The organism is Massilia sp. TS11, assembly GCF_022012445.1.
Classification (GTDB): domain Bacteria; phylum Pseudomonadota; class Gammaproteobacteria; order Burkholderiales; family Burkholderiaceae_D; genus Telluria.
The window spans coordinates 51948-73034 of the sequence record NZ_JAKLTS010000017.1; the positions used below are offsets into that span (position 1 = coordinate 51948).

The following is a 21087-nucleotide window of genomic DNA, read 5'->3' on the forward strand; positions in this document are numbered from 1 at the left end:
CATGTTGCGCCTGCTGGCGCTGAGCCTGGCCCTGAGCCTGGGTGGCTGCGCCGCCCAGATGGCCTATCAGGAAGGGGAGCGCCTGGTCGAACAGCGTCAGCTCGACGCCGGCGTGGCGCGCCTGCGCGAGGCGGTCCTCAAGGACCCCGACAATGCGCGCTACCGGATCGCCTATGTGACGGCGCGCGACCGCGCCATCGATACCTATCTGGCCCAGGGCGATGCGGCGCGCGCGGCCGGCAATGCCGACGCGGCCCAGCAGGCCTATGGCCATGCACTGGCCTTCGATCCGCAGCACGAGAAGGCCCGCGCCGGTCTGCGCGCGCTCGAGATGGATGCGCGCCATGCGCGCCTGATGACGCAGGCGCGCGCCGCCATCGAGGCACGCGACGCCGATGGCGCGCGCCGCCGCCTGAACGAGATTCTGGCCGAGCTGCCCAGCCACGACGGCGCGCGCCAGCTGCTGGTCCAGGTGAATGAACGCTTCGCCGCGCCGCCGCCGCCCGAAGCGGCGCTGTCGGCGTTTTACCGCAAGCCGATCACGATCGAATTCAAGGATGCGCCGCTGCGCCAGGTGTTCGATGTGATCGCGCGCCAGTCGGGCCTGAACTTCATCTTCGACAAGGACGTCAAGACCGATACGCGCACCTCGATCTACCTGAAGAACAGCACGGTCGAAGCGGCGATTTTCTATGTGCTGACGGCGAACCAGCTGGAACAGCAGGTCATGGACGGCAACACCATCCTGATCTACCCGAACGTGGCGGCCAAGCTGAAGGAATATCAGGAGATGGTCATCAAGACCTTCTACCTGTCGAATGCCGACGCCAAGCTGGTGGCCAATACGCTCAAGACCATCCTCAAGTCGCGCGACGTGGTGGTGGACGAGAAGCTCAATCTGATCATCCTGCGCGATAACGCCGAAGCGGTGCGCCTGGCCGAAAAGCTGATCGCCCTGCAGGACGTGGCCGAACCCGAAGTGATGCTCGAAGTCGAAGTGCTCGAAGTGAAGCGCTCGCGTCTGACTTCGCTCGGCATCAACTGGCCGGATTCGGTGGCGCTGGCGCCGCTGGCCTCGAGCTCGGGTTCGCCGATCACCGTCAACGATCTGCGCAATCTGAATGGCTATAACATCGGCGTGTCGGGCGTGGGCGCCACCATCAACACCAAGCGCACCTCGGGCGACTCGAACACCCTGGCCAATCCGCGCATCCGCGTGCGCAACCACGAAAAGGCCAAGGTCCTGATCGGCGAAAAAGCGCCGACCATCACCACCACGATCTCGCCCGGCACCGGCGGCTTTGCCTCGGAGTCGATCAACTACGTCGACGTCGGCCTGACCCTGAACGTGGAGCCGAGCATCTACCTGAATAACGAAGTCGGCATCCGCATCGCGCTCGAAGTCAGCAATGTGCTGGGCCAGATCACGACCCGCTCGGGCACCGTGGCCTACCGCATCGGCACGCGCCAGGCCTCCACCTTCCTGCAGCTGAAGGACGGCGAGAACCAGGTGCTGGCGGGCCTGATCAACAATGACGAGCGCAGCGACGGCCAGAAGCTGCCGCTGCTGGGCGACCTGCCGATCGTTGGCCGCCTGTTCGGGAATACGACGGACGACAATCAGAAGACCGAGATCGTGCTGTCGATTACCCCGCACCTGATCCGCAATGTGCAGCGGCCGGAGGCGGCGGCCACCGAGTTCACGGCCGGTACCGAAGCGAGCTTCCGCCGCCGTCCGGACGCCAGCCCGCGCCAGAACGTGGTGCTGCCGCCGATGGCCCCGTCCACGCCGATGACGCCGCCGCCGGCCGGGGCCACCGTGATCCCGGTGCCGCCGCAGGCCCCGGCCCAGCCGCCGGCCAGCGGCAACGACGATCGCAAGCAGTAAGCATGCAGGCCAAGGGCTTCACCCTGATCGAGCTGCTGGTCACGCTGGCCATTCTGGGCCTGCTGGCCAGCCTCGCCATCCCGGTGACCCAGGTGGCCATCCAGCGCCGCCAGGAGCAGGAGCTGCGCACGGCCCTGCGCGAGATCCGCCATGCGCTCGACGAGTACAAGCGCGCCGGCGACGAAGGGCGGATCAGCCGCGCGGCCGGCGCCAGCGGCTATCCGAAATCGCTCGAGGTGCTGGTCGAAGGCGTCACCGACAATAAGAGCGCGCAGAAGAACAAGATCTACTTCCTGCGCCGCCTGCCGCGCGACCCCTTCAACGGCGACAGCGAGCTGCCCGACGCCCAGACCTGGGGCAAGCGCAGCTACGCCAGCGAGGCCAATGATCCGCGCGAGGGCGAGGATGTCTATGATGTGTATTCGCTGTCGCCCCGCACGGGCCTGAACGGCGTCCCTTACCGCAAGTGGTGACCATGAAACGGCGCGGCTTTACTCTGATCGAACTGCTGGTGGTGCTCGGCATCGTGGCCCTGCTGCTGACGCTGGCCGTGCCGCGCTATTTCCCGCAGATCGATACGGCCAAGGAGGCGATGCTGGCCGATAACCTGCGCAATGTGCGCGAGACGCTCGACAAATACTACGGCGATACGGGCAAATATCCGGACAGCCTGGACGAACTGGTCGAGAAAAAATACCTGCGCGCCCTGCCCAAGGACCCGATCACGGACAGCACCACGACCTGGGTGCTGGTGCCGCCGGAGGAGGGCATCAAGGGCAGTGTGGCCTCGATCAAGAGCGGGGCGGCGGGCGTGGGCCGCAATGGCAAGCCGTTCGCGGAGTGGTGATGCGGCCCGCGCGCGGCTTCACCTATGTTGGCCTGGTGGTCCTGGTGGCCGTCATCGGCCTGGTGGCGGCCAGCACGGTTAAACTCGGTAGCCTGCTGGGGCGGCGCAATGCCGAGCAGGACCTGCTCGAGATCGGGCGCGAATTCAGCGATGCCCTGGGCAGCTACGCGGCGGCCACGCCGGCCGGCCAGAAGCGCGAGCCGGACAAGCTCGAGGACCTGCTGCGCGACCCGCGCTTCCCCGGCGTCAAGCGGCACCTGCGCCGCATCTATGTCGATCCGATGACGGGCAAGGCCGAGTGGGGGCTGCAGCGCACGCCCGATCAGAAGGGCATTCTGGCGGTGTACAGCCTGTCCGAGGCGCGTCCGATCAAGGTCGGCAATTTCGAGGCGCGCTTTGCCGCCTTTGAAAAGAAAACCAAGATCTCGGAATGGAAGTTTGCGGCCATCGGCACGACCCTGCTGCCGCCAGCCATGGGCGGCGGCAGCAACAAGAACGATCCGCCGCCGGCGCCTGCGCCAGCCCAGCCGCAGACGGCCGACACCGACATGGTGCCGCGCGCGCCCGAGGAGCCAGCCGTCGATCCGCAGGCCGTCGGCCGCCTCGGCTTCCCGCCGCCGAAGATCGACGAACCGGCATCGGCATCGGCTAGTGCCTCGGCGTCGGCATCGGCCAGTGCCTCGGCCAGTGCGTCGGCGTCGCCATCAGCGTCGGCGTCAGCCAGCAGCGGCGCGGTACCGCTGAAGAAGTAGCTCAGTGGGCCACGCGGCGGAAGTCGCGCAGGCGGAAGCCCATCGCAAACAGCAGCCCGAAATACAGCAGCACGCAGGCGCCGATGATGGTGCCCAGGGCCAGCACGCGCAGGACGGGGTGGGCCTGCATGGCGACCCAGTCGATGCGCTGGGCCGCAAACCAGCCACAGGCGCCCATCGCGCTCAGGGCCACGCCGAGCTTGGCGAAGAAGGGCCCCCAGCCGGCCTGGCCGCGGTAGATGCCGATCTTGCGCAGGCCGCGATAGAGGAACAGCGCGTTGACGCTGGCGCCCAGGCCGATCGACAGGGCCAGCCCGGCCACGCCGAACAGCGGCACGAAGGCCAGGTTCATCAGCTGGGTCACGAGCATCACGCCGATGGCGATGCGCACCGGCGTGCGGATGTCCTGGCGCGAGTAGAAGGCCGGGGCCAGGGTCTTGACCAGAATAATCCCGATCAGGCCGATTGCATACGCGACCAGCGGCGCGGCCGAGGCGCCGATCATGGCGGCGGTGAAATTACGGTAGTGGAACAGGGTGGCGATCAGCGGCGTGGCCAGCACGGCCATGCCGACCGCGGCCGGCAGGGCCAGCAGAAAACTCAGGCGCAGGCCCCAGTTGAGCAGGGCCGAGTATTCCTCGGCGTCGTCCTCATTGCTGGCCTTGGCCAGGCTGGGCAGCAAAATCGTGCCGAGCGCCACGCCGAGCAGGGCGCTGGGCAGCTCCATCAGACGGTCGGCATAGGACAGCGAGGTGATCGCGCCGGGGCCCAGATTAGAGGCGATATTCGTGTTGATGATCAGGCTCAGCTGCGAGGCCGAGACGGCGAACACGGCCGGACCCATCTTGATCAGCACGCGGCGCACGCCGGGATCCTGCAGGGCCGCCATCGGATTCAGACCGATGCGCGGCAGCATGCCCAGGCGCAGCAGGGCCGGAATCTGGATCGCCACCTGCAGGATGCCGCCGGCCATCACGCCGATCGCCATCGCGTACACGGGCTGGGCCATGTGCGGCGCCAGGAACAGGGCGGCGCCGATGAACGACAGATTCAGCAGCACCGGCGTGAAGGCCGGCACCTTGAACTGGCGCCAGGTATTCAGAATGCCGCCAGCCAGGGCGACGAAGGACATGCAGGCGATGTAGGGGAACATCAGGCGCGTCATGAAGACCGAGGCCGGGAAGGCATGCTGGTCGAGTCCGCCTGCCATCAGATAGACGAGCACGGGCGCCGCCACGATCCCCAGCAGCGAGATCGCCAGCGTGGCCCACAGCAGCACCGTGGCCACATGGTCGGCCAGGCTCTTGGTGGCGGCGTCGCCGTGCTTGGTCTTGTACTCGGCCAGAATCGGCACAAACGCCTGCGAGAAGGCGCCCTCGGCAAACAGACGGCGCAGCAGATTGGGCAGACGGAAGGCGACGTTGAAGGCGTCGGTCATGCCCGAGGCGCCAAAGGCGGCGGCAAACAGGCTTTCGCGCAGCAATCCAGTGACTCGGGATAGCATGGTCATGCTGGAAATGGCGGCGAGGGTGCGGAGCAAGTTCATGGGCGAGCATTATAGCGGCGCCGGCCTGGCTCTTCTGACAAGAGCGTGCTAAAATAAGCGTTTGCTTGGGCGGAAAAATTCCGCTACAATAGCAGGCTGTACAGAATTCTTTGTCCTGATACCTTCCATCGGGGCAATGCACAAACCACCGATTTTTAGGAACTTTCATGGCAAATACCGCACAAGCGCGCAAACGTGCTCGTCAAGCAGTCAAGCAGAACGCGCACAACTCCGCCCAGCGTTCGACCCTGCGTACCGCTATCAAGGCTGTGCGTAAGGCTGTCCAGGCTGGCGACAAAGCTGCTGCAACCCAGATCTTCCAGGCTTCCGTGTCGACCATCGACAGCATCGCCGACAAAAAGATCATCCACAAGAACAAAGCTGCCCGCCACAAGAGCCGCCTGGCTGCCGCTCTGAAGGCCATGACGGCCTAAGCAGTGCTGCGCTGACGGCCGCCTGGTGCGGCCGTGTGTGGAAGAACCCGCCTGACATCGTCACGCGGGTTTTTTTGCTTGCTTATTTCAATTTCGGCAAGCCGTCGATGCGCATGCCCGGCTTGATGTGTTTCTGCTGGAACCAGCCGAGGTTCATCTCGAGCGCGTAGCTGACCGGCTTGGCCGAGCAGTGGCTGTCGAGCGTCTGCGGCGCCATGTCTTCGATATTGACGATCACGCCATCGGCGTCGATGAAGGCGACCGACAGGGGCAGCAGGGTGTTCTTCATCCACATGCACTGGGTCGAGGCGTTCTCAAACACGAACACCATGCCGTTGTTGGGCGCCATGCGTTCGCGGTACATCAGACCTTGCATGCGCTGGGCGTCGGTGGCGGCCACTTCGGCCTGGATCAGGTGGATGCCGGCATTGAGCTGGGTGCTGCCAAAGCGGACATTCTGGGCGAGGGCGGCGCTGGCCACGAGGGCGGCCGCGAGAGTGATCACGGTTTTCATGGCCGCGATTGTACCGGAGGATACAAAAAAAGGCGGGGAAACCCCGCCTTTTTCAGATAGCCGAAGAAGCTATTACTTCGAGGCAGCCGAGGCAGCCGAAGCAGCCGAGGCCGAAGCCGAGGCAGCTTTCGAAGCTTTCTTCGAAGCTTTAGCCGAAGCCGAAGCCGAAGCCGAGGCCGAAGCCATCGAGGCAGCCGAAGCGGCCGAAGCGGAAGCCGAAGCCGAAGCGGCGAAGGCCGAAGCAGCGAACAGGGAAGCAACCAGAGCAGCGATGATCTTCTTCATTGTCAAATCCTTTTTGGGTTAAAAAAACTAGTTTTTTTAGATTCGCGAGAATCTGTCTGCTCTAACGCAGGCGAACACAGCCGGTTGACAGCTTTTTTGAATTTTCTCAAAAAAAGATGAAGAAATTTCGCGCCGGATTTCATCGCGCCGCAACAATTTCGCTCTTAAAAAGCCCCGTTTTCCCAGTGATGTGCGGCGCGCAAACGGGTGCCGCTTCACAGGTCGGCCTGATCAACTGCCATCGATTCGCCTGGCAGCAGCGGGTGGCTGGCCAGGCTGAAACGGCCGATGCTCAGGCGGATCAGGCGCAGAGTCGGGTAGCCGACCTTGGCCGTCATGCGCCGCACCTGGCGGTTCTTGCCTTCGCTGATCGTCAGGCTCAGCCAGCTGGTCGGCTGGTGGGCGCGCTGGCGCACCGGCGGCTGGCGCGGCCACAGCCAATCTGGCTCGGCGACGCGGGCGGCGCGGCAGGGCAGGGTGGTGAAGTCGCCCAGGTCGAGCGGGGCCTGCAGGCGCGCCAGCGCAGCCGCGTCGGGCACGCCTTCGACCTGGACCAGATAGGTCTTCGGCGCCTTGCGTTCCGGATGGGCGATGCGGTGCTGGAGTTTGCCGTCGTCGGTCAGCAGCATCAGGCCTTCGCTGTCGGCGTCGAGGCGCCCGGCCGGATACACGCCGGGGCGCTGAATATAGTCGGCCAGAGTGGCGCGCCCGGGCTGGGGGCTGAACTGGCAGAGGACGTCGAAAGGTTTGTTAAATAGAATCAGTGACATGAAAACCTGAGATGCTTTTGTGCTAGGCTGACAAACCGACGTGGCGGGCCGCGTGCGCCGCGGGCGTTCCTGCGGCATAATAGACCACACACGTCTTATGTCTTATAGAAGACTGAATACAATCGGAGAACACGATGTACCAACATATTACAGTCCCTGCCGACGGCCAGAAAATTACCGTCAATGCCGATTTCACGCTGAATGTACCAGATACGCCGATCATTCCCTATCTGGAAGGCGACGGCACCGGCGCCGACATCACGCCGGTGATGATCAAGGTGGTCGATGCGGCCGTGGCCAAGGCCTATGGCGGCCAGCGCAAAATCGCCTGGATGGAGATTTTCGCCGGTGAGAAGGCGACCCGCGTCTACGGCCCCGACGTCTGGCTGCCGGAAGAAACCATGCAGGTGCTGAAGGACTATGTGGTCTCGATCAAGGGCCCGTTGACGACCCCGGTCGGCGGCGGCATCCGTTCGCTCAATGTCGCGCTGCGCCAGGAGCTCGACCTGTACGTCTGCCTGCGCCCGGTGCGCTGGTTCCAGGGCGTGCCTTCGCCCGTGCGCGAGCCGCACAAGACCGACATGGTGATCTTCCGCGAGAACTCGGAGGACATCTATGCCGGGATCGAATGGGCCGAGGGCTCGGAAGGCGCCAAGAAGCTGATCAATTTCCTGGTCAAGGAAATGGGCGTGAAGAAGATCCGCTTCCCGGACAGCACCGGCATCGGCGTCAAGCCGGTCTCGCGCGAGGGGACTGAGCGCCTGGTGCGCAAGGCCATCCAGTATGCGATCGACAATGACAAGCCCTCGGTCACGCTGGTGCACAAGGGCAACATCATGAAATACACGGAAGGCGGCTTCCGCGACTGGGGCTATGCGCTGGCCCAGCGCGAGTTCGGCGCCGAGCTGATCGACGGTGGCCCGTGGTGCAAGTTCAAGAATCCGAAGAGCGGGCGCGACATCGTCATCAAGGACTCGATCGCCGACGCCTTCCTCCAGCAGATCCTGCTGCGTCCGGCCGAATACTCGGTGATCGCCACCCTGAACCTGAACGGCGACTATATTTCGGACGCGCTCGCGGCCCAGGTCGGCGGCATCGGCATCGCGCCGGGCGCCAATCTGTCCGACTCGGTGGCAATGTTCGAAGCCACCCACGGCACCGCGCCCAAGTATGCGGGCAAGGACTACGTGAACCCGGGCTCGCTGATCCTGTCGGCCGAGATGATGCTGCGCCATATGGGCTGGACCGAGGCGGCCGACCTGATCATCAAGTCGATGGAAAAGGCCATCGTCTCCAAGCGCGTCACCTATGACTTCGCGCGCCTGATGGAAGGGGCGACCCAGGTCTCGTGCTCGGGCTTCGGCGAGGTGATGATCGAACAGATGCAGTAAGCGCCGACCCTTGCGCTCCCGACCCCGCCGAGGCGGGGTTTTTTATTGCCAGAAAAAAAGAAACCCGCCAGCGGCGGGTTCTCGGCATCTGACATCCTGATGTAAAAAACCCCGCTCGAGCGGGGTTTTCACATGGCCAGGATTACTGCGTCTGGATGTTGGAAGCTTGCTTGCCTTTCGGGCCTTGCGTGACTTCGAATTGAACTTTTTGACCTTCTTTCAGGGTCTTGAAGCCGTTCATGTTGATTGCGGAAAAGTGTGCGAACAAATCTTCGCCGCCATCGTCGGGCGTAATGAAGCCAAAACCTTTGGAATCATTGAACCACTTAACAGTACCTGTTGCCATAGAAAAACTTTCTGTTTAATAACTTATCACACGAGCCATAAAAGCAAGAAGCTTCCTGCCCCCTCCTCAGCCTGCTCACTTCTTGTCAACCTAACCACAAAGTGCCGGTCAACAAGTGCATTGTTAGTGGAATAATTATTGAAGTCAAGCGATTTAGGGGGCGATTATGCGGATTTAACACACTTGTCGCATCGAGGCTGCGAGTAGGTGTACAAAAGCAACTCTTGATTTCACCGTTAACGGTGCCATCTGCGGAGACAAGCAAACTGGCGTAAGATGGAATACGAAGCCCTTTCGCCCTGATCTTGAACCATTGCTGCAGAAGTAGAAGCATTAGAATACGTGTATGGCAACCAAGCATGACACCGAAAGCGTCCTTGAGCGGCAGGCCGTCAAGCCGCCGCCCATGTACCAGGTCGCTCTGCTCAACGACGACTACACCCCGATGGAGTTCGTGGTGGCGATCATCCAGGAGTACTTTAATAAGGACCGGGAGACGGCCACCCAGATCATGCTCACCGTGCACCGCACGGGCAAGGGCGTGTGCGGGGTGTTTTCCAAAGACATCGCGTGTACTAAAGTCGAATTTGTTTTAACACACGCACGCAAGGCAGGGCATCCCCTGCAGTGTGTGATGGAGGAAGTATGATTGCGCAGGAACTTGAGGTGTCCCTACACATGGCCTTCGTGGACGCACGCCAGGCCCGCCATGAATTCATTACTGTCGAGCACCTGCTGCTGGCCCTGCTGGACAATCCCTCGGCCGCCGAAGTGCTGCGTGCCTGCGCGGTCAATATCGAAGACCTGCGCAAAACGCTCACGAACTTTATTGGTGACAACACGCCGACCGTGCCCGGCACGGGCGAAGTCGACACCCAGCCCACGCTCGGTTTCCAGCGTGTGATCCAGCGCGCCATCATGCACGTGCAGTCCGCCTCGAATGGCAAAAAGGAAGTCACGGGTGCGAACGTGCTGGTCGCCATCTTCGGCGAAAAAGACTCGCATGCCGTCTACTACCTGCATCAGCAGGGCGTGACCCGGCTCGACGTCGTCAATTTCATCTCGCACGGGGTGCGCAAGGACCAGCCGTCCGAAGCCCACAAGGCGTCCGAAGGTGTCGAGGAGCAACAGGCCGAGGGCCAGACCAAGGAGTCGCCGCTCGACCAGTTCACCCAGAACCTCAATAAAATGGCGTCCGAAGGCCGCATCGATCCGCTGATCGGGCGCGAGGACGAGGTCGACCGGGTGATCCAGATCCTGTGCCGCCGTCGCAAGAACAATCCGCTGCTGGTCGGCGAGGCCGGGGTCGGCAAGACCGCCATCGCCGAGGGTCTGGCCTGGCGCATCACCCAGGGCGAAGTGCCCGAAATCCTGCAGAATGCCGTCGTGTATTCGCTCGACATGGGCGCGCTGCTGGCCGGCACCAAATACCGCGGCGACTTCGAGCAGCGCCTGAAAGCCGTGCTCAAGCAGCTGAAGGAAACGCCGCAAGGCATCCTGTTCATCGACGAAATCCACACGATCATCGGCGCCGGTTCGGCCTCGGGCGGCACGCTCGACGCCTCGAATCTGCTGAAGCCGGCCCTGGCCAATGGCCAGCTCAAGTGTGTGGGCGCCACCACCTTCACCGAGTTCCGCGGCGTGTTCGAAAAAGACCACGCGCTCTCGCGCCGCTTCCAGAAAGTCGACGTCAATGAACCGACCGTCGAGCAGACCGTGCAGATTCTGCGCGGCCTCAAGTCGCGCTTCGAAGAGCACCACGGCGTCAAGTATTCGGCCTCGGCCCTGACCACCGCGGCCGAGCTGTCGGCGCGCTTCATCAATGACCGTCATCTGCCGGACAAGGCCATCGACGTGATCGACGAAGCCGGCGCCGCCCAGCGCATTCTGCCCAAGTCCAAGCAGAAGAAAACCATCGGCAAGACCGAGATCGAAGACATCATCGCCAAGATCGCGCGCATCCCGCCGCAGACCGTCAATCAGGACGACCGCAGCAAGCTGCAGACGATCGACCGCGACCTGCGCAATGTGGTGTTCGGCCAGGACCCGGCCATCGACGCGCTGGCCTCGGCCATCAAGATGGCGCGCGCTGGCCTGGGCAAGACGGACAAGCCGATCGGCGCCTTCCTGTTCTCCGGCCCGACCGGCGTCGGCAAGACCGAAGTGGCCAAGCAGCTGGCCTTCATCCTCGGCATCGAGCTGGTGCGCTTCGATATGTCCGAGTACATGGAACGCCACGCCGTCAGCCGCCTGATCGGCGCGCCGCCGGGCTATGTCGGTTTCGACCAGGGCGGTCTGCTGACCGAAGCCATCACCAAGAAGCCGCACGCGGTGCTGCTGCTGGACGAAATTGAAAAAGCCCACCCGGACATTTTCAATATCCTGCTGCAGGTGATGGACCACGGCACGCTGACCGACAACAATGGCCGCAAGGCGGATTTCCGCAATGTGATCATCGTGATGACGACCAATGCCGGGGCCGAAAGTCTCAATAAGCGCAGCATGGGCTTTACCGAGACCAAGTCGCAGGGCGATGAAATGGCCGACATCAAGCGCATGTTCACGCCGGAGTTCCGCAACCGCCTGGACGCCATCATCAGCTTCCGCTCGCTGGACGAGGAAATCATCCTGCGCGTGGTCGACAAGTTCCTGATCCAGCTCGAGGAGCAGCTGCACGAGAAGAAGGTCGAGGCCATCTTCACCGACACGCTGCGCCGCTTCCTGGCCAAGAAAGGTTTCGACCCGCTCATGGGCGCGCGCCCGATGCAGCGCCTGATCCAGGACATGATCCGCAAGGCCCTGGCCGACGAGCTGCTGTTCGGCCGCCTGGTCAGTGGCGGCCGCGTGACGGTCGATCTGGACGACAAGGACGAGGTCAAGCTCGAGTTCCCCGAGTCCGACAGCGCGCCGCCGCTGGCGGCCCCCGAGACCGTCGAGGTCGAATAAGCCCCACAGCCCGCTTCGGCGGGCTGTGTCGTTTCTGGGCCGCCTGCATAATTTCTTCATAATCTTGCACGAGAATCCTCCCATGCCCGAGGGGAGGATGCCCATGCAAGCCCGTTATTTCACGATTCCCGTTTTGCTCAGCCTGGCCGCCTGCGGCGCTGGCAGCGACAGCCCGACTGCCAGCGGCAGCGGCACGCGCCTGCTGGCCGCCATTGGCCTGGGCAGCAACAGCGCCAGCACCGTGGCCTTTCCCGGCAACCGCGCCAGCTACAGCATCAGCATCAGCGGCAGCAGCGTGACGATCACCGATATCGAAGGCAATGGCGGCAGCACCACGCTGAGCACCAGCCAGCGCGCCCAGTTCGCCGACCAGAACCTGGCCTTCGACACCGAGGGCATCCCCGGCCAGATCTACCGGCTGTATCAGGCCGCCTTCAGCCGCGTGCCCGATGCCGGCGGCCTCGGCTTCTGGATCAGCGTGATGGACAATGGCGCCAGCCTTGGCGAGATCGCGGCCGGCTTCACGCGCGAGGCCGAATTCACGCGCCTGTTCGGCGCCAGCACCGATAGCACGGCCTTTGTCACCGCCCTCTACCGCAATGCCCTGCACCGCGAGCCCGACAGCGGCGGCCTGGCCTACTGGAAGGACATTCTCGACAAGCAGAAGGGGACGGCGTCGGCCGTGTTCCTGGCGTTCAGCGAAAGCGCCGAGAACAAGGCGGGCACCGCGGCCGCGCTGGCGGGCGGCATCAGCTATACGCCGGTGTCGCGCATTGCCGGCAGCACGGTGCCGGGCGCCCCGAGCCTGAGCGCGCTCAGCGGCGGCGACGCCAGCGCTACCCTGGTGTTCTCCAGTCCGGCCAGCGATGGCGGCAGCGCCATCACCGGCTACACGGCCACCTGCGCCGGCGGCGGCGTGGTGAAGTCGGCCAGCGGGACCGGCAGCCCCCTGACCGTGAGCGGTCTGAGCAATGGCGTCGAGGCCAGCTGCACGGTCAAGGCCACGAATGCGCTCGGCAACAGCGCCGCCTCGTCCGCGCTGGCTGTGACGCCGGTCGCCGCTCCGATCACGGTGAGCACGCCCGGCGCGCCGACCCTGGCCGGCGTTACGGCGGGCAATGGCAGCGCCACCCTGGTGTTTGTCGCCCCCAGCAATACCGGCGGCGCTCCCATCAGCAGCTATGCGGCCAGCTGCAGCGCCGGTGCGGTCAGCCAGAGCGCCAGCGGCACCGGCACGCCGATCACGGTCACGGGTCTGGTCAACGGCAGCAGCTATCTGTGCAGCGTGCGGGCAATCAACAGCGCCGGGGCCGGCAGCGCTTCGAATGCGGTGGCTGTTACGCCGCTGGCGCCGGTGACGATCAGCGTGCCATCGGCGCCGACGATCGGCACGGCCACGGCTGGCAATGGCTCGGCCAGCATCAGCTTCACGGCGCCCAGTAGCAATGGTGGGGCCAGCATCACGGCCTACACGGCGAGCTGCGCGGGCGGCGGCCTCACACGCACGGGCACGGGCAGCGCCAGCCCGATCACCGTGTCCAGCCTCAGCAATGGCACCAGTTATGCGTGTTCGGTCACGGCCACCAATTCGGCCGGCACCGGCGCCGCCTCGGCCAGCGTGAATGTCACGCCGAGCGCCGGCACCAGCAGCGGCGGCAGCAGCACCATCACCGGCAATATCTACTGCCCCTACAGCCACAGCCTGACCAATACGACGGTGAACCTGCCGGCCACGGTGTCGATCAGCTGCAGCGGCAGCACGCGCAATCTGACGGGCAATGGCGTACCCGACCATACGATCGGGACCTTCCCCAATTCCGGCAATCCGAATGCGGTCAAGGCCGTCACCGTGCAGTTCGCCGGCACCCTGAACCCGGCCACCACGGGCAGTACGACGGCGGTCGACCATGTGATCGGCTACGCCTACAACGGTGTCAAGTTCGACCCCGCCACAGCCGAGAGCTACCAGAATGCCGGCGTGTGGAAGATCGAAGCGCTGAACCAGAGCTATTTCCCGTTTGGCGTGGACAGCAATAATGCCCACGTCCAGCCCGACGGCGCCTACCACTACCATGGCATGCCGGAAGGCATACTCACCAAGCTGAACAAGGGCAAGGCGATGACCCTGGTCGGCTTCGCGATCGACGGCTTCCCCATCTACGCGCGCTATGGCTACAGCACGGCCATGGACAGCACGAGCGCGATCAAGGTCATCAGTTCGAGCTACCGCCTGAAGAGCACGCCGTCGAGCGGCCGTCCGTCGACCAGCTCGGTGCCGATGGGCACCTTCACCCAGGACTACGAATATGTGGCCGGCCTCGGCGACCTCGACGAATGCAACGGCCGCACGGGCGTCACGCCCGAGTTCCCGAACGGGATCTACCACTACTACATCACTGACGCCTATCCCTACATTCAGCGCTGCGTGAAGGGCACGGCCGCGCTGGCCCGGTGATGCCATGCGACGCCTGCTGATCCTCGTTCTCTGCCTGCTGTGCCTGCCTGCACGCGCCCATCTGGCCGCGGCCGGGCAGGGCGCCATCCGCATCGTCGGCGATTCCGCCTTTGTCGTGCTGCCGGTGCCGGTGGCGGCTCTGCACGGGGTCGACGACAACCATGACGGCCTGCTCAGCCTGAGCGAGCTGCAGGCCCACCGTGAGTTGCTGAGCATGGAAGTGACGGCTCTGCTGAGTCTGCGCTCCGATGGGCAGCTCGGCCGCGTCGCCTTCGAAGACCTGCTGCTCTCGCATCCGGGCGACGGCGGCCAGCAGGGCGAAGACCAGCTGATCGTGATGCGCCGCTACGTCTGGGATGGCGCCCAGGTCGGCGCGCTGGAAGTGGCCACGCGCATCTTCCACGCCGACGCCAGCGCCCGTACCCAGCTGGCGCTGCGCGTGCTGCGCAACGAGGACAGCGAAGGCGCGCTGCTCACGCGCGAGCGGCCCCAGCATGTGTTCTACCAGGGCGCCTGGCCGGCCCTGCGCGCCTTTCTCGCGGCCGGGGCCGAGCATATCCTCATCGGTCCCGACCATCTGCTGTTCCTGCTGACCGTGCTGGTGGCCGGGGCCGGCTGGCGCTACTGGCTGACCGTGATCACCAGTTTCACCCTGGCCCACAGCCTCAGCCTCGCTGCCGCCGCGCTCGGCTGGGTGGCGGCGCCGCCGCGCATCGTCGAGCCCCTGATCGCGCTGTCGATCGTGCTGCTGGCGCTGGACAATCTGTGGCGCGGCCAGCGCGCCCAGCAGCAGCGGCCCTGGCTGGTGTTCGGCTGCGGCCTGCTGCACGGCCTGGGCATCGCTGGCGGCCTGATCGAACTCGGCCTGGCCGACCACAACCGCCTGGCCAGCCTGGCCGGTTTCAATCTCGGCGTGGAACTCGGTCAGCTCGCCTTTGTCGGCGCTGCCTTGCTGGTGCTGGCCGGCCTGCGCCGCCTGCTGGCCGTGCGCTGGCATCCGCTGCTACCGCGCATGACCTCGCTGGCGGCGGCCGTCGTCGGCAGCGTCTGGCTGGTGCAGCGCGTGCTTGCCTGAACGGCGCCGGCTCTGCCATCATGGCTGGATGCGCAACCCGACACTCCAGCACATCGGCATCGTCGCCTGCTCGGCCGAAGGGGCGGCCCTGTGCTACCGCAGCATCTGCCAGGCAGGCAGCGCCCGGCTGGGGCCGCACGCCCATCCCGAAATCTCGCTGCACAGCCATGCACTGGCCGATTACGTCGCCTGTCTCGAGCACGATGATCTCGATGGCGTGGCCGCTCTCATGCTCAGTTCGGCGCGCAAGCTGGCCGCCGCCGGTGCCGACTTTCTGATCTGCCCGGACAACACCATCCACGCCGCCTTTGCGCGCGTGGCCGCCGCCAGTCCCTTGCCCTGGCTGCATATCGCCGAGGAGGTGGCCGCGGCCGCCGCCGCGCGCGGCTTCCGGCGCATCGGCCTGACCGGCACCGCCTGGCTGACGGCCAGCAGCGTGTATCCGCAAGCCCTGGCCGCGCGCGGCCTGCAGGCCGTCGTCCCGTCCGCGCCGGACCGCGCGCTCATGGGCCGCATCATCATGGATGAACTCGTGCAAGGCGACTTGCGCCCGGCCAGCGTGCGCGCCTTCCAGGACGTGATCACGCGTCTGCAAGGGCAGGGCTGTGACGCCGTCGTGCTCGGCTGCACGGAAATTCCTCTTATCATCAGCGACGCCAATTCGCCGCTGCCCACCCTCGATTCGACCCGCCTGCTGGCCCAAGCGGCGCTGGCCCGCGCCATCGGAGACACAGATTGAGCACCACCTATATCGCCCTGCTGCGCGGCATTAATGTCGGCGGCAAAAATCTGCTGCCAATGAAGTCCCTGGCCGCCCCGATGGAGGCCATCGGCTGCCAGGCCGTGCGCACCTACATCCAGAACGGCAACGTCGTGTTCCAGCACGCCGAGGCCAGCCCGGCCGCCTTGGCGCGCGCGATCGGCGCCGCCATCGGCCAGACGCACGGCTTCACGCCCGACGTGCTGGTGCTGAGTGCAGCAGAACTGCAGCAGGCCATCGCGGCCAATCCCTATCCCGAGGCCAGCGCCGCGCCGACCAGCCTGCATTTCGGCTTTCTCGCCGCCGCGCCCGCGTCGGCCCGCATGGACAAGCTCGACGCCCTGGCCAGCAATGGCGAGCGCTACCAGATCATCGGCCAGGTGTTCTACCTGCACGCGCCGGCCGGCATCGGCAAGTCCAAACTCGCCGCCGGGGCCGAGCGCGCCATCGGCGTGCCCATGACCGCCCGCAACTGGAACACCGTGGCCAAGCTGGCCGACATGTGCGCGCAGATGTGATCTCGCAAGGTGCTCCCGCTTGTGGCTCGCTAGCATGGCAATCCGCTTGCTTCCGGAGACTGCCATGCCCGCCTTGCTGATACTGCTTGCTCTGCTGTTTGCGTCGATGCGCCCGGCCCAGGCCGGCCCCGTCACCGCCGTCGTGATTGCGGAATTCGAGTCCTACCGCCTCCTGCCAGACCCCTGCAAGCAGGAGCTGCGTGGCGAGACCCGGATCTGCATCACCATCACCCAGGCCTTTGAAGTACGCTACCGCCTGATCCGTCAACTCGGCGGCACACGCACGATGCCGATGGGCCTGAAGTTCATCTCGGGCGATCACTGGGGGCGCGCGATGTACACCTATTTTCCGCGCGCCCTGCTGGTGATCGAGGAGGGCGAGGAGGGGCCGCGCCTGCGCCGCTACGCGAGCGTCGGCCTGCTGGCGCTGCAGGATGGCGATTGGGCAAGCTGTCAGGGCGAGAACCCGCGCCGCCCTCGCCCGCTGGAAGCGCTCAAACCGCGCGCCGACATGAGCCTGTGGCGCATCCCGGCCGAGGAGGGCTACCGCATTCAGTTGCCGAGCGAACGAGACCTGCCGCTGTCCGACTGCCCGAGCGGCCTGCGTCTTCCGGCCATCTATGCCGGCCTGCAGGAACGGTATGGAAGCGAGATGCCGGCCCTCGACCCCGACGCGCTGATCAGCAAATGAGGGCCGCCTGTGATAAGTTAGCGGGCTCAACAATGTTAGCGGAGGAACCATGCTCAAGCTGCACTGCTTCGGCCAGTCGGGCAATGCCTACAAAGTGGCGTTCGCGCTCAATGCGATGGGCGTGGAATGGGAGCCGGTGTTCGTCGATTTCATGAACGGCATCACCCGCACGGCCGCCTGGCGCGCGCAGTCAAATGAGATGGGCGAGGTGCCGATTCTCGAGATCGATGGCAAGGCCCAGACCCAGTCGGCCGTGATCCTGACCCTGCTGGCCGAGCGCTTCGGCCAGTTCGGCGGGCGCGATGCCGACGAGCAGCGCGAGATCCAGCGCTGGATGTATTTCGACAACCACAAATTCACCAGCTATTTCGCCTCCTACCGCTTCATGAAAGCATTCGGCCAGAGCGCGCCGAACCCGGACGTGATGGCCTGGCTGCGCGGCCGCATCGACGGCGCCTTCGGGATCGTCGACCAGCATCTGGCGCACAGCCCGTTTATCGTCGGCGCGCGCCCGACGATCGCCGACTTCTCGCTTTGCGGCTACCTGTTCTATCCGGTGGAAGAGAGCGGCATCGATGTCGCCGCCAGCTACCCGCACATCGGCGCCTGGCTGGCACGGCTGAAGGCGCTGCCGGGCTGGGGCGATCCATACGCGATCATGCCGGGCGAGCGTATCGCCGCCAAGTGGTGATGCCATGCCCTGGCTGATCACCAAATATCTACTGACGGCCGGCGTGGTGGTGCTGGTCTCCGAGGCCGCCAAGCGCAGCGACAAGCTGGGCGGCCTGATCGCGGCGCTGCCCCTGGTCACCGTACTGAGCCTGGTCTGGCTGTACGTCGAGCAACAGGGCCAGGAAAAGATTGCCAACCACGCGTGGTACACCTTCTGGTACGTGGTACCGACCCTGCCGATGTTCCTCGTCTTCCCCTGGCTGCTGCCGCGCCTCGGCTTCTGGCCGACGCTGGCCGCCAGCGCCGTACTAACGATCGCCATCTTCTGGCTATTCGCCCAAGCCCTCAAACCCTTCGGCATCCACTTACTCTGAGATCCCAAACGGGGTCAGGTCCGGCAATCGGACATCTGAGAACTTAAAGGCGGCAAATTGGTCGTCATTGAGCGCGACAATCTGCCGGCCAAGAAGTTCTCGGATGTCCGATTGCCGGACCTGACCCCGTTTGGAATCTAAGTGACGACCAACCGGCAGGCAAAAAGTTCTCGGATGTCCGATTGCCGGACCTGACCCCGTTTGGAATGTCAGATGGCGGCGAGGGCGTGGCTGAGGTCGGCGCGCAGGTCGTCGATGTGCTCAATGCCGACCGACAGGCGGATCAGGCCGTCGCCGATGCCGAGCGCGGCGCGCTGGGCCGCCGGGATCGTCGCGTGCGTCATGATGGCCGGATGCTCGATCAGGCTCTCGACGCCGCCCAGCGACTCGGCCAGCGTGAACACCTCGACCGCTTCGAGAAAGCGGCGGGCGCCGGCCAGGTCGGTGTCGAGGTCGATCGAGATGATGCCGCCGTAGCCGTGCATCTGCTCGCGCGCCAGCGCGTGCTGCGGATGGCTGGCCAGGCCGGGGTAGTTCACCTTGCGCACCTTGGGCTGGCGCTCGAGCCAGCCGGCCAGCTCGAGCGCGCTGGCGCAGTGGCGCTCCATGCGCAGTGCCAGGGTCTTGATGCCGCGTAGCGCGAGATAGCTGTCGAACGGCCCGGCAATCGCACCGACCGAGTTCTGCAGGAACTTCAGCTGCTCGCGCAGCGGGGCGTGGCGTTCTTCCTGGCCGACAATCGCGACGCCGCCGATGATGTCGGAATGCCCGTTCAGATACTTGGTCATCGAGTGCACGACGATGTCGAAGCCGAGTTCGAGCGGTCGCTGCACGATCGGGCTGGCGAAGGTATTGTCGGCCACGCTGATGATGTTGTGCTCGCGGCAGATGGCGGCCAGTGCGCGCAGATCGGCCAGCTTGAGCATGGGATTGGTCGGCGTCTCGACCCACAGCATGCGGGTGTTCGGGGTGATCGCGGCGCGCAGGTTCTCGGGCCGGGTCAGGTCGATATAGCTGAACTCGTGCCCGGCGCTGCGCCGGCGCACGCGCTCGAACAGGCGGTAGCTGCCGCCGTAGAGGTCGTCGCCGGCCACCACGTGGGCATTCGCGTCCAGCAGCTCGAGCACGGTCGACATGGCCGCCAGCCCGGACGCGAACGCGAACGCGGCCGCGCCGCCTTCGAGATCGGCCACGCAGCGCTCGAGCGCCCAGCGGGTCGGATTGTGCGAGCGCCCGTAGTCGAGGCCTTTGTGCACGCCCGGGCTGTCCTGGGCGTAGGTGGAGGTCGCATAGATCGGCGGCATCACGGCCCCGGTGCTGGGATCGGGCGTCTGGCCGGCGTGGATGACGCGGGTGGCGAGGTGGCGGGCTTTGTTCATGTCAGTGTCCTGCGCAAGTGGATCAGCAAATCATAACGTGTGATGAGGCCGTAGAAGGTTTTTCCTTCGCGTACCACGACGGTCAGGCCGCGGTCGAGGATGGCGCGCGCGGCGGCCGGGCTGTCGGCCGGGCGCAGGGTCTCGAGCTTGCGGCTCATGGTGTCGCCGACCAGGCTGGCGAAACCGGCGCGCGCCTGGCTCACGTGCAGCAGCAGATCGGATTCGTCGATGATGCCGACCAGCAGGCCATCGTCGAGCACGGGCAGCTGGGCGAGGTCGCCGGCGCGCATGCGGTTGAAGGCGGTCAGCAGGCTGTCCTGGGGACTGACGCTGACGACTTCGCCCTGGTCGTGGCGGCGCCCGATCAGGTCGCGCAGATCGCCATGGGCCGGGCGCGCCAGCAGGCCCTGGTCGCGCATCCAGGCGTCGCTGTAGACCTTGCTCAGATAGCGGGTCCCGGTGTCGCACACGAAACTGACGACACGTTGCGGCCGGGTCTGGGCGCGGCAGTAGCGCAGCGCGGCGGCCAGCAGGGTCCCGCTCGATGAACCGGCTACGATGCCTTCCTGGCGCAGCAGCAGGCGCGCCGTCTGAAAGCTTTCCTCGTCGCTGATCGTGTAGGCGCGGCGCACGCCGGACAGGTCGGCGATGGCCGGCACAAAATCTTCGCCGATGCCTTCGACCGCCCAGCTGCCCGGGGTCGAGCTGATCTGGCCGCTCTGCACATACTCGGCCAGGATCGAGCCCTGCGGATCGGCCAGCACGAAGCCGAGCGCCGGCTGCACTTTGCGGAAATAGCGGGTCAGGCCGGTGATGGTGCCGCTCGAGCCGACCCCGACCACGATGGCGTCGACGTCCTGCTGCATCTGGGCCCAGATCTCGGGCCCGGTCGTGCTTTCGTGCGCGAGCGGATTGGCCGGGTTATTGAACTGGTCGGCATACCAGGCGCCGGGCAGCTCGGCGGCGATGCGGCGCGCCATGTCCTGGTAGTAGTCGGGATGGCCCTTGCCGACGTCGGAGCGGGTCAGGCGCACCTCGGCGCCGAGGGCTTTCAGGTGCAGGATTTTTTCGCTGGCCATTTTGTCGGGCACGACCAGCACCACGCGGTAGCCCTTGATGCGGGCCACCAGGGCGAGGCCGAGGCCGGTGTTGCCGGCCGTGGCTTCGACGACGGTGCCGCCCGGCTGCAGGCTGCCATCGGCCTCGGCCGTGCGGATCATCGACAGGGCGATGCGGTCCTTGATCGAACCGCCGGGATTTTGCGATTCCAGTTTCAGAAACAGCTGGCAGGGGCCAGTGTCGATGCGGGTCACTTCGAGCAGCGGGGTATTGCCGATCAAAGAGAACAGCGCGGGCGCTTGTGGCGTGGACATGGTGCTCTCCTCAGGGAAGCCAGCGATGCTAGCGGCGCGGCGCTCAGGCGGGAAGGAAGATTTCCGCATAC

22 protein-coding genes are annotated in these 21087 nt (G+C 65.1%); 16 read left to right on the forward strand and 6 right to left on the reverse strand.

Going from position 1 to position 21087, the window contains the following annotated elements; genetic code table 11:
• Position 1: 1 nt before the first annotated feature.
• The 4 genes from LZ005_RS19680 to LZ005_RS19695 are packed head-to-tail and all read left to right on the forward strand — an operon-like array spanning position 2 to position 3487.
• Complete coding sequence (locus tag LZ005_RS19680; protein WP_237810212.1) at positions 2–1888, forward strand: secretin N-terminal domain-containing protein; 1887 nt, start codon at positions 2–4, stop codon at positions 1886–1888.
• 2 nt (positions 1889–1890) lie between these two features.
• Positions 1891–2361 (forward strand): type II secretion system protein, encoded by a 471-nt coding sequence (locus LZ005_RS19685; RefSeq protein WP_237810213.1) that lies wholly within the window; start codon positions 1891–1893, stop codon positions 2359–2361.
• 2 nt (positions 2362–2363) lie between these two features.
• A complete protein-coding gene (locus LZ005_RS19690; RefSeq protein ID WP_237810214.1) occupies positions 2364–2735 on the forward strand; it encodes a type II secretion system protein in 372 nt (123 codons plus the stop codon).
• The gene (locus LZ005_RS19695; protein ID WP_237810215.1) at positions 2735–3487 is read left to right on the forward strand and encodes a type II secretion system protein; all 753 of its coding nucleotides are present in this window, start codon (positions 2735–2737) and stop codon (positions 3485–3487) included. Before LZ005_RS19690 ends, LZ005_RS19695 begins: the two co-directional genes overlap by 1 nt.
• Position 3488: 1 nt before the next feature.
• On the opposite strand, the gene murJ is transcribed toward LZ005_RS19695, so the two are convergent.
• Positions 3489–5033 (reverse strand): murein biosynthesis integral membrane protein MurJ, encoded by a 1545-nt coding sequence (gene murJ, locus LZ005_RS19700; protein ID WP_237810216.1) that lies wholly within the window; start codon positions 5031–5033, stop codon positions 3489–3491.
• A 167-nt stretch (positions 5034–5200) separates the two neighbouring features.
• On the opposite strand from murJ, the gene rpsT reads away from it, so the two are divergent.
• On the forward strand, positions 5201–5467 hold the full coding sequence (gene rpsT / locus LZ005_RS19705; RefSeq protein WP_237810217.1) for a 30S ribosomal protein S20: 267 nt from the start codon (positions 5201–5203) through the stop codon (positions 5465–5467).
• An 82-nt stretch (positions 5468–5549) separates the two neighbouring features.
• Here rpsT and LZ005_RS19710 read toward each other — a convergent pair whose 3' ends face one another.
• Positions 5550–5981 carry a DUF192 domain-containing protein gene (locus LZ005_RS19710; protein ID WP_237810218.1) on the reverse strand — a complete coding sequence of 144 codons (432 nt, stop codon included), beginning with the start codon at positions 5979–5981 and terminating at the stop codon, positions 5550–5552.
• Between LZ005_RS19710 and LZ005_RS19715 the strand changes: the two genes are divergently transcribed.
• The gene (locus LZ005_RS19715; protein WP_237810219.1) at positions 5980–6288 is read left to right on the forward strand and encodes a hypothetical protein; all 309 of its coding nucleotides are present in this window, start codon (positions 5980–5982) and stop codon (positions 6286–6288) included. The genes LZ005_RS19710 and LZ005_RS19715 overlap by 2 nt on opposite strands.
• A gap of 193 nt (positions 6289–6481) precedes the next feature.
• Here the strand turns inward: LZ005_RS19715 and LZ005_RS19720 are convergent, their stop codons facing one another.
• Entirely contained in the window at positions 6482–7036 is a 555-nt protein-coding gene (locus LZ005_RS19720) for a pseudouridine synthase (protein WP_237810220.1), read from the reverse strand.
• A gap of 134 nt (positions 7037–7170) precedes the next feature.
• Here LZ005_RS19720 and icd point away from each other — a divergent pair, with 134 nt between their 5' ends.
• Entirely contained in the window at positions 7171–8427 is a 1257-nt protein-coding gene (gene icd / locus LZ005_RS19725; RefSeq protein ID WP_237810221.1) for an NADP-dependent isocitrate dehydrogenase, read from the forward strand.
• 142 nt (positions 8428–8569) lie between these two features.
• Here icd and LZ005_RS19730 read toward each other — a convergent pair whose 3' ends face one another.
• Positions 8570–8773 (reverse strand): cold-shock protein, encoded by a 204-nt coding sequence (locus LZ005_RS19730; RefSeq protein WP_237810222.1) that lies wholly within the window; start codon positions 8771–8773, stop codon positions 8570–8572.
• Between the two features lie 346 nt (positions 8774–9119).
• On the opposite strand from LZ005_RS19730, the gene clpS reads away from it, so the two are divergent.
• From clpS to LZ005_RS19775, 9 genes are all read left to right on the forward strand, one after another.
• The gene (gene clpS, locus LZ005_RS19735; protein WP_237810223.1) at positions 9120–9422 is read left to right on the forward strand and encodes an ATP-dependent Clp protease adapter ClpS; all 303 of its coding nucleotides are present in this window, start codon (positions 9120–9122) and stop codon (positions 9420–9422) included.
• The gene (gene clpA, locus LZ005_RS19740; RefSeq protein ID WP_237810224.1) at positions 9419–11719 is read left to right on the forward strand and encodes an ATP-dependent Clp protease ATP-binding subunit ClpA; all 2301 of its coding nucleotides are present in this window, start codon (positions 9419–9421) and stop codon (positions 11717–11719) included. The genes clpS and clpA overlap by 4 nt, the downstream gene beginning before the upstream one ends.
• Before the next feature lie 103 nt (positions 11720–11822).
• Entirely contained in the window at positions 11823–14174 is a 2352-nt protein-coding gene (locus LZ005_RS19745) for a YHYH protein (RefSeq protein WP_237810225.1), read from the forward strand.
• Between the two features lie 4 nt (positions 14175–14178).
• Positions 14179–15249 carry a HupE/UreJ family protein gene (locus tag LZ005_RS19750; protein ID WP_237810226.1) on the forward strand — a complete coding sequence of 357 codons (1071 nt, stop codon included), beginning with the start codon at positions 14179–14181 and terminating at the stop codon, positions 15247–15249.
• Positions 15250–15277: 28 nt separating this feature from the next.
• Positions 15278–15988, forward strand: coding sequence for an aspartate/glutamate racemase family protein (locus tag LZ005_RS19755; RefSeq protein ID WP_237810227.1), 711 nt, complete (start codon positions 15278–15280; stop codon positions 15986–15988).
• The gene (locus tag LZ005_RS19760; RefSeq protein ID WP_237810228.1) at positions 15985–16527 is read left to right on the forward strand and encodes a DUF1697 domain-containing protein; all 543 of its coding nucleotides are present in this window, start codon (positions 15985–15987) and stop codon (positions 16525–16527) included. The genes LZ005_RS19755 and LZ005_RS19760 overlap by 4 nt, the downstream gene beginning before the upstream one ends.
• A 64-nt stretch (positions 16528–16591) precedes the next feature.
• A complete protein-coding gene (locus tag LZ005_RS19765) occupies positions 16592–17218 on the forward strand; it encodes a hypothetical protein (RefSeq protein ID WP_237810229.1) in 627 nt (208 codons plus the stop codon).
• 49 nt (positions 17219–17267) lie between these two features.
• On the forward strand, positions 17268–17909 hold the full coding sequence (locus LZ005_RS19770) for a glutathione S-transferase family protein (RefSeq protein WP_237810230.1): 642 nt from the start codon (positions 17268–17270) through the stop codon (positions 17907–17909).
• Positions 17910–17913: 4 nt separating this feature from the next.
• Positions 17914–18264 carry a DUF3147 family protein gene (locus tag LZ005_RS19775; protein WP_237810231.1) on the forward strand — a complete coding sequence of 117 codons (351 nt, stop codon included), beginning with the start codon at positions 17914–17916 and terminating at the stop codon, positions 18262–18264.
• 209 nt (positions 18265–18473) lie between these two features.
• On the opposite strand, the gene LZ005_RS19780 is transcribed toward LZ005_RS19775, so the two are convergent.
• Positions 18474–19643: a PLP-dependent aspartate aminotransferase family protein gene (locus LZ005_RS19780; RefSeq protein WP_237810232.1), complete on the reverse strand. Its 1170-nt coding sequence runs from the start codon at positions 19641–19643 to the stop codon at positions 18474–18476.
• Positions 19640–21016, reverse strand: coding sequence for a pyridoxal-phosphate dependent enzyme (locus LZ005_RS19785; RefSeq protein WP_237810233.1), 1377 nt, complete (start codon positions 21014–21016; stop codon positions 19640–19642). The genes LZ005_RS19780 and LZ005_RS19785 overlap by 4 nt, the downstream gene beginning before the upstream one ends.
• Between the last annotated feature and the right edge of the window lie 71 nt (positions 21017–21087).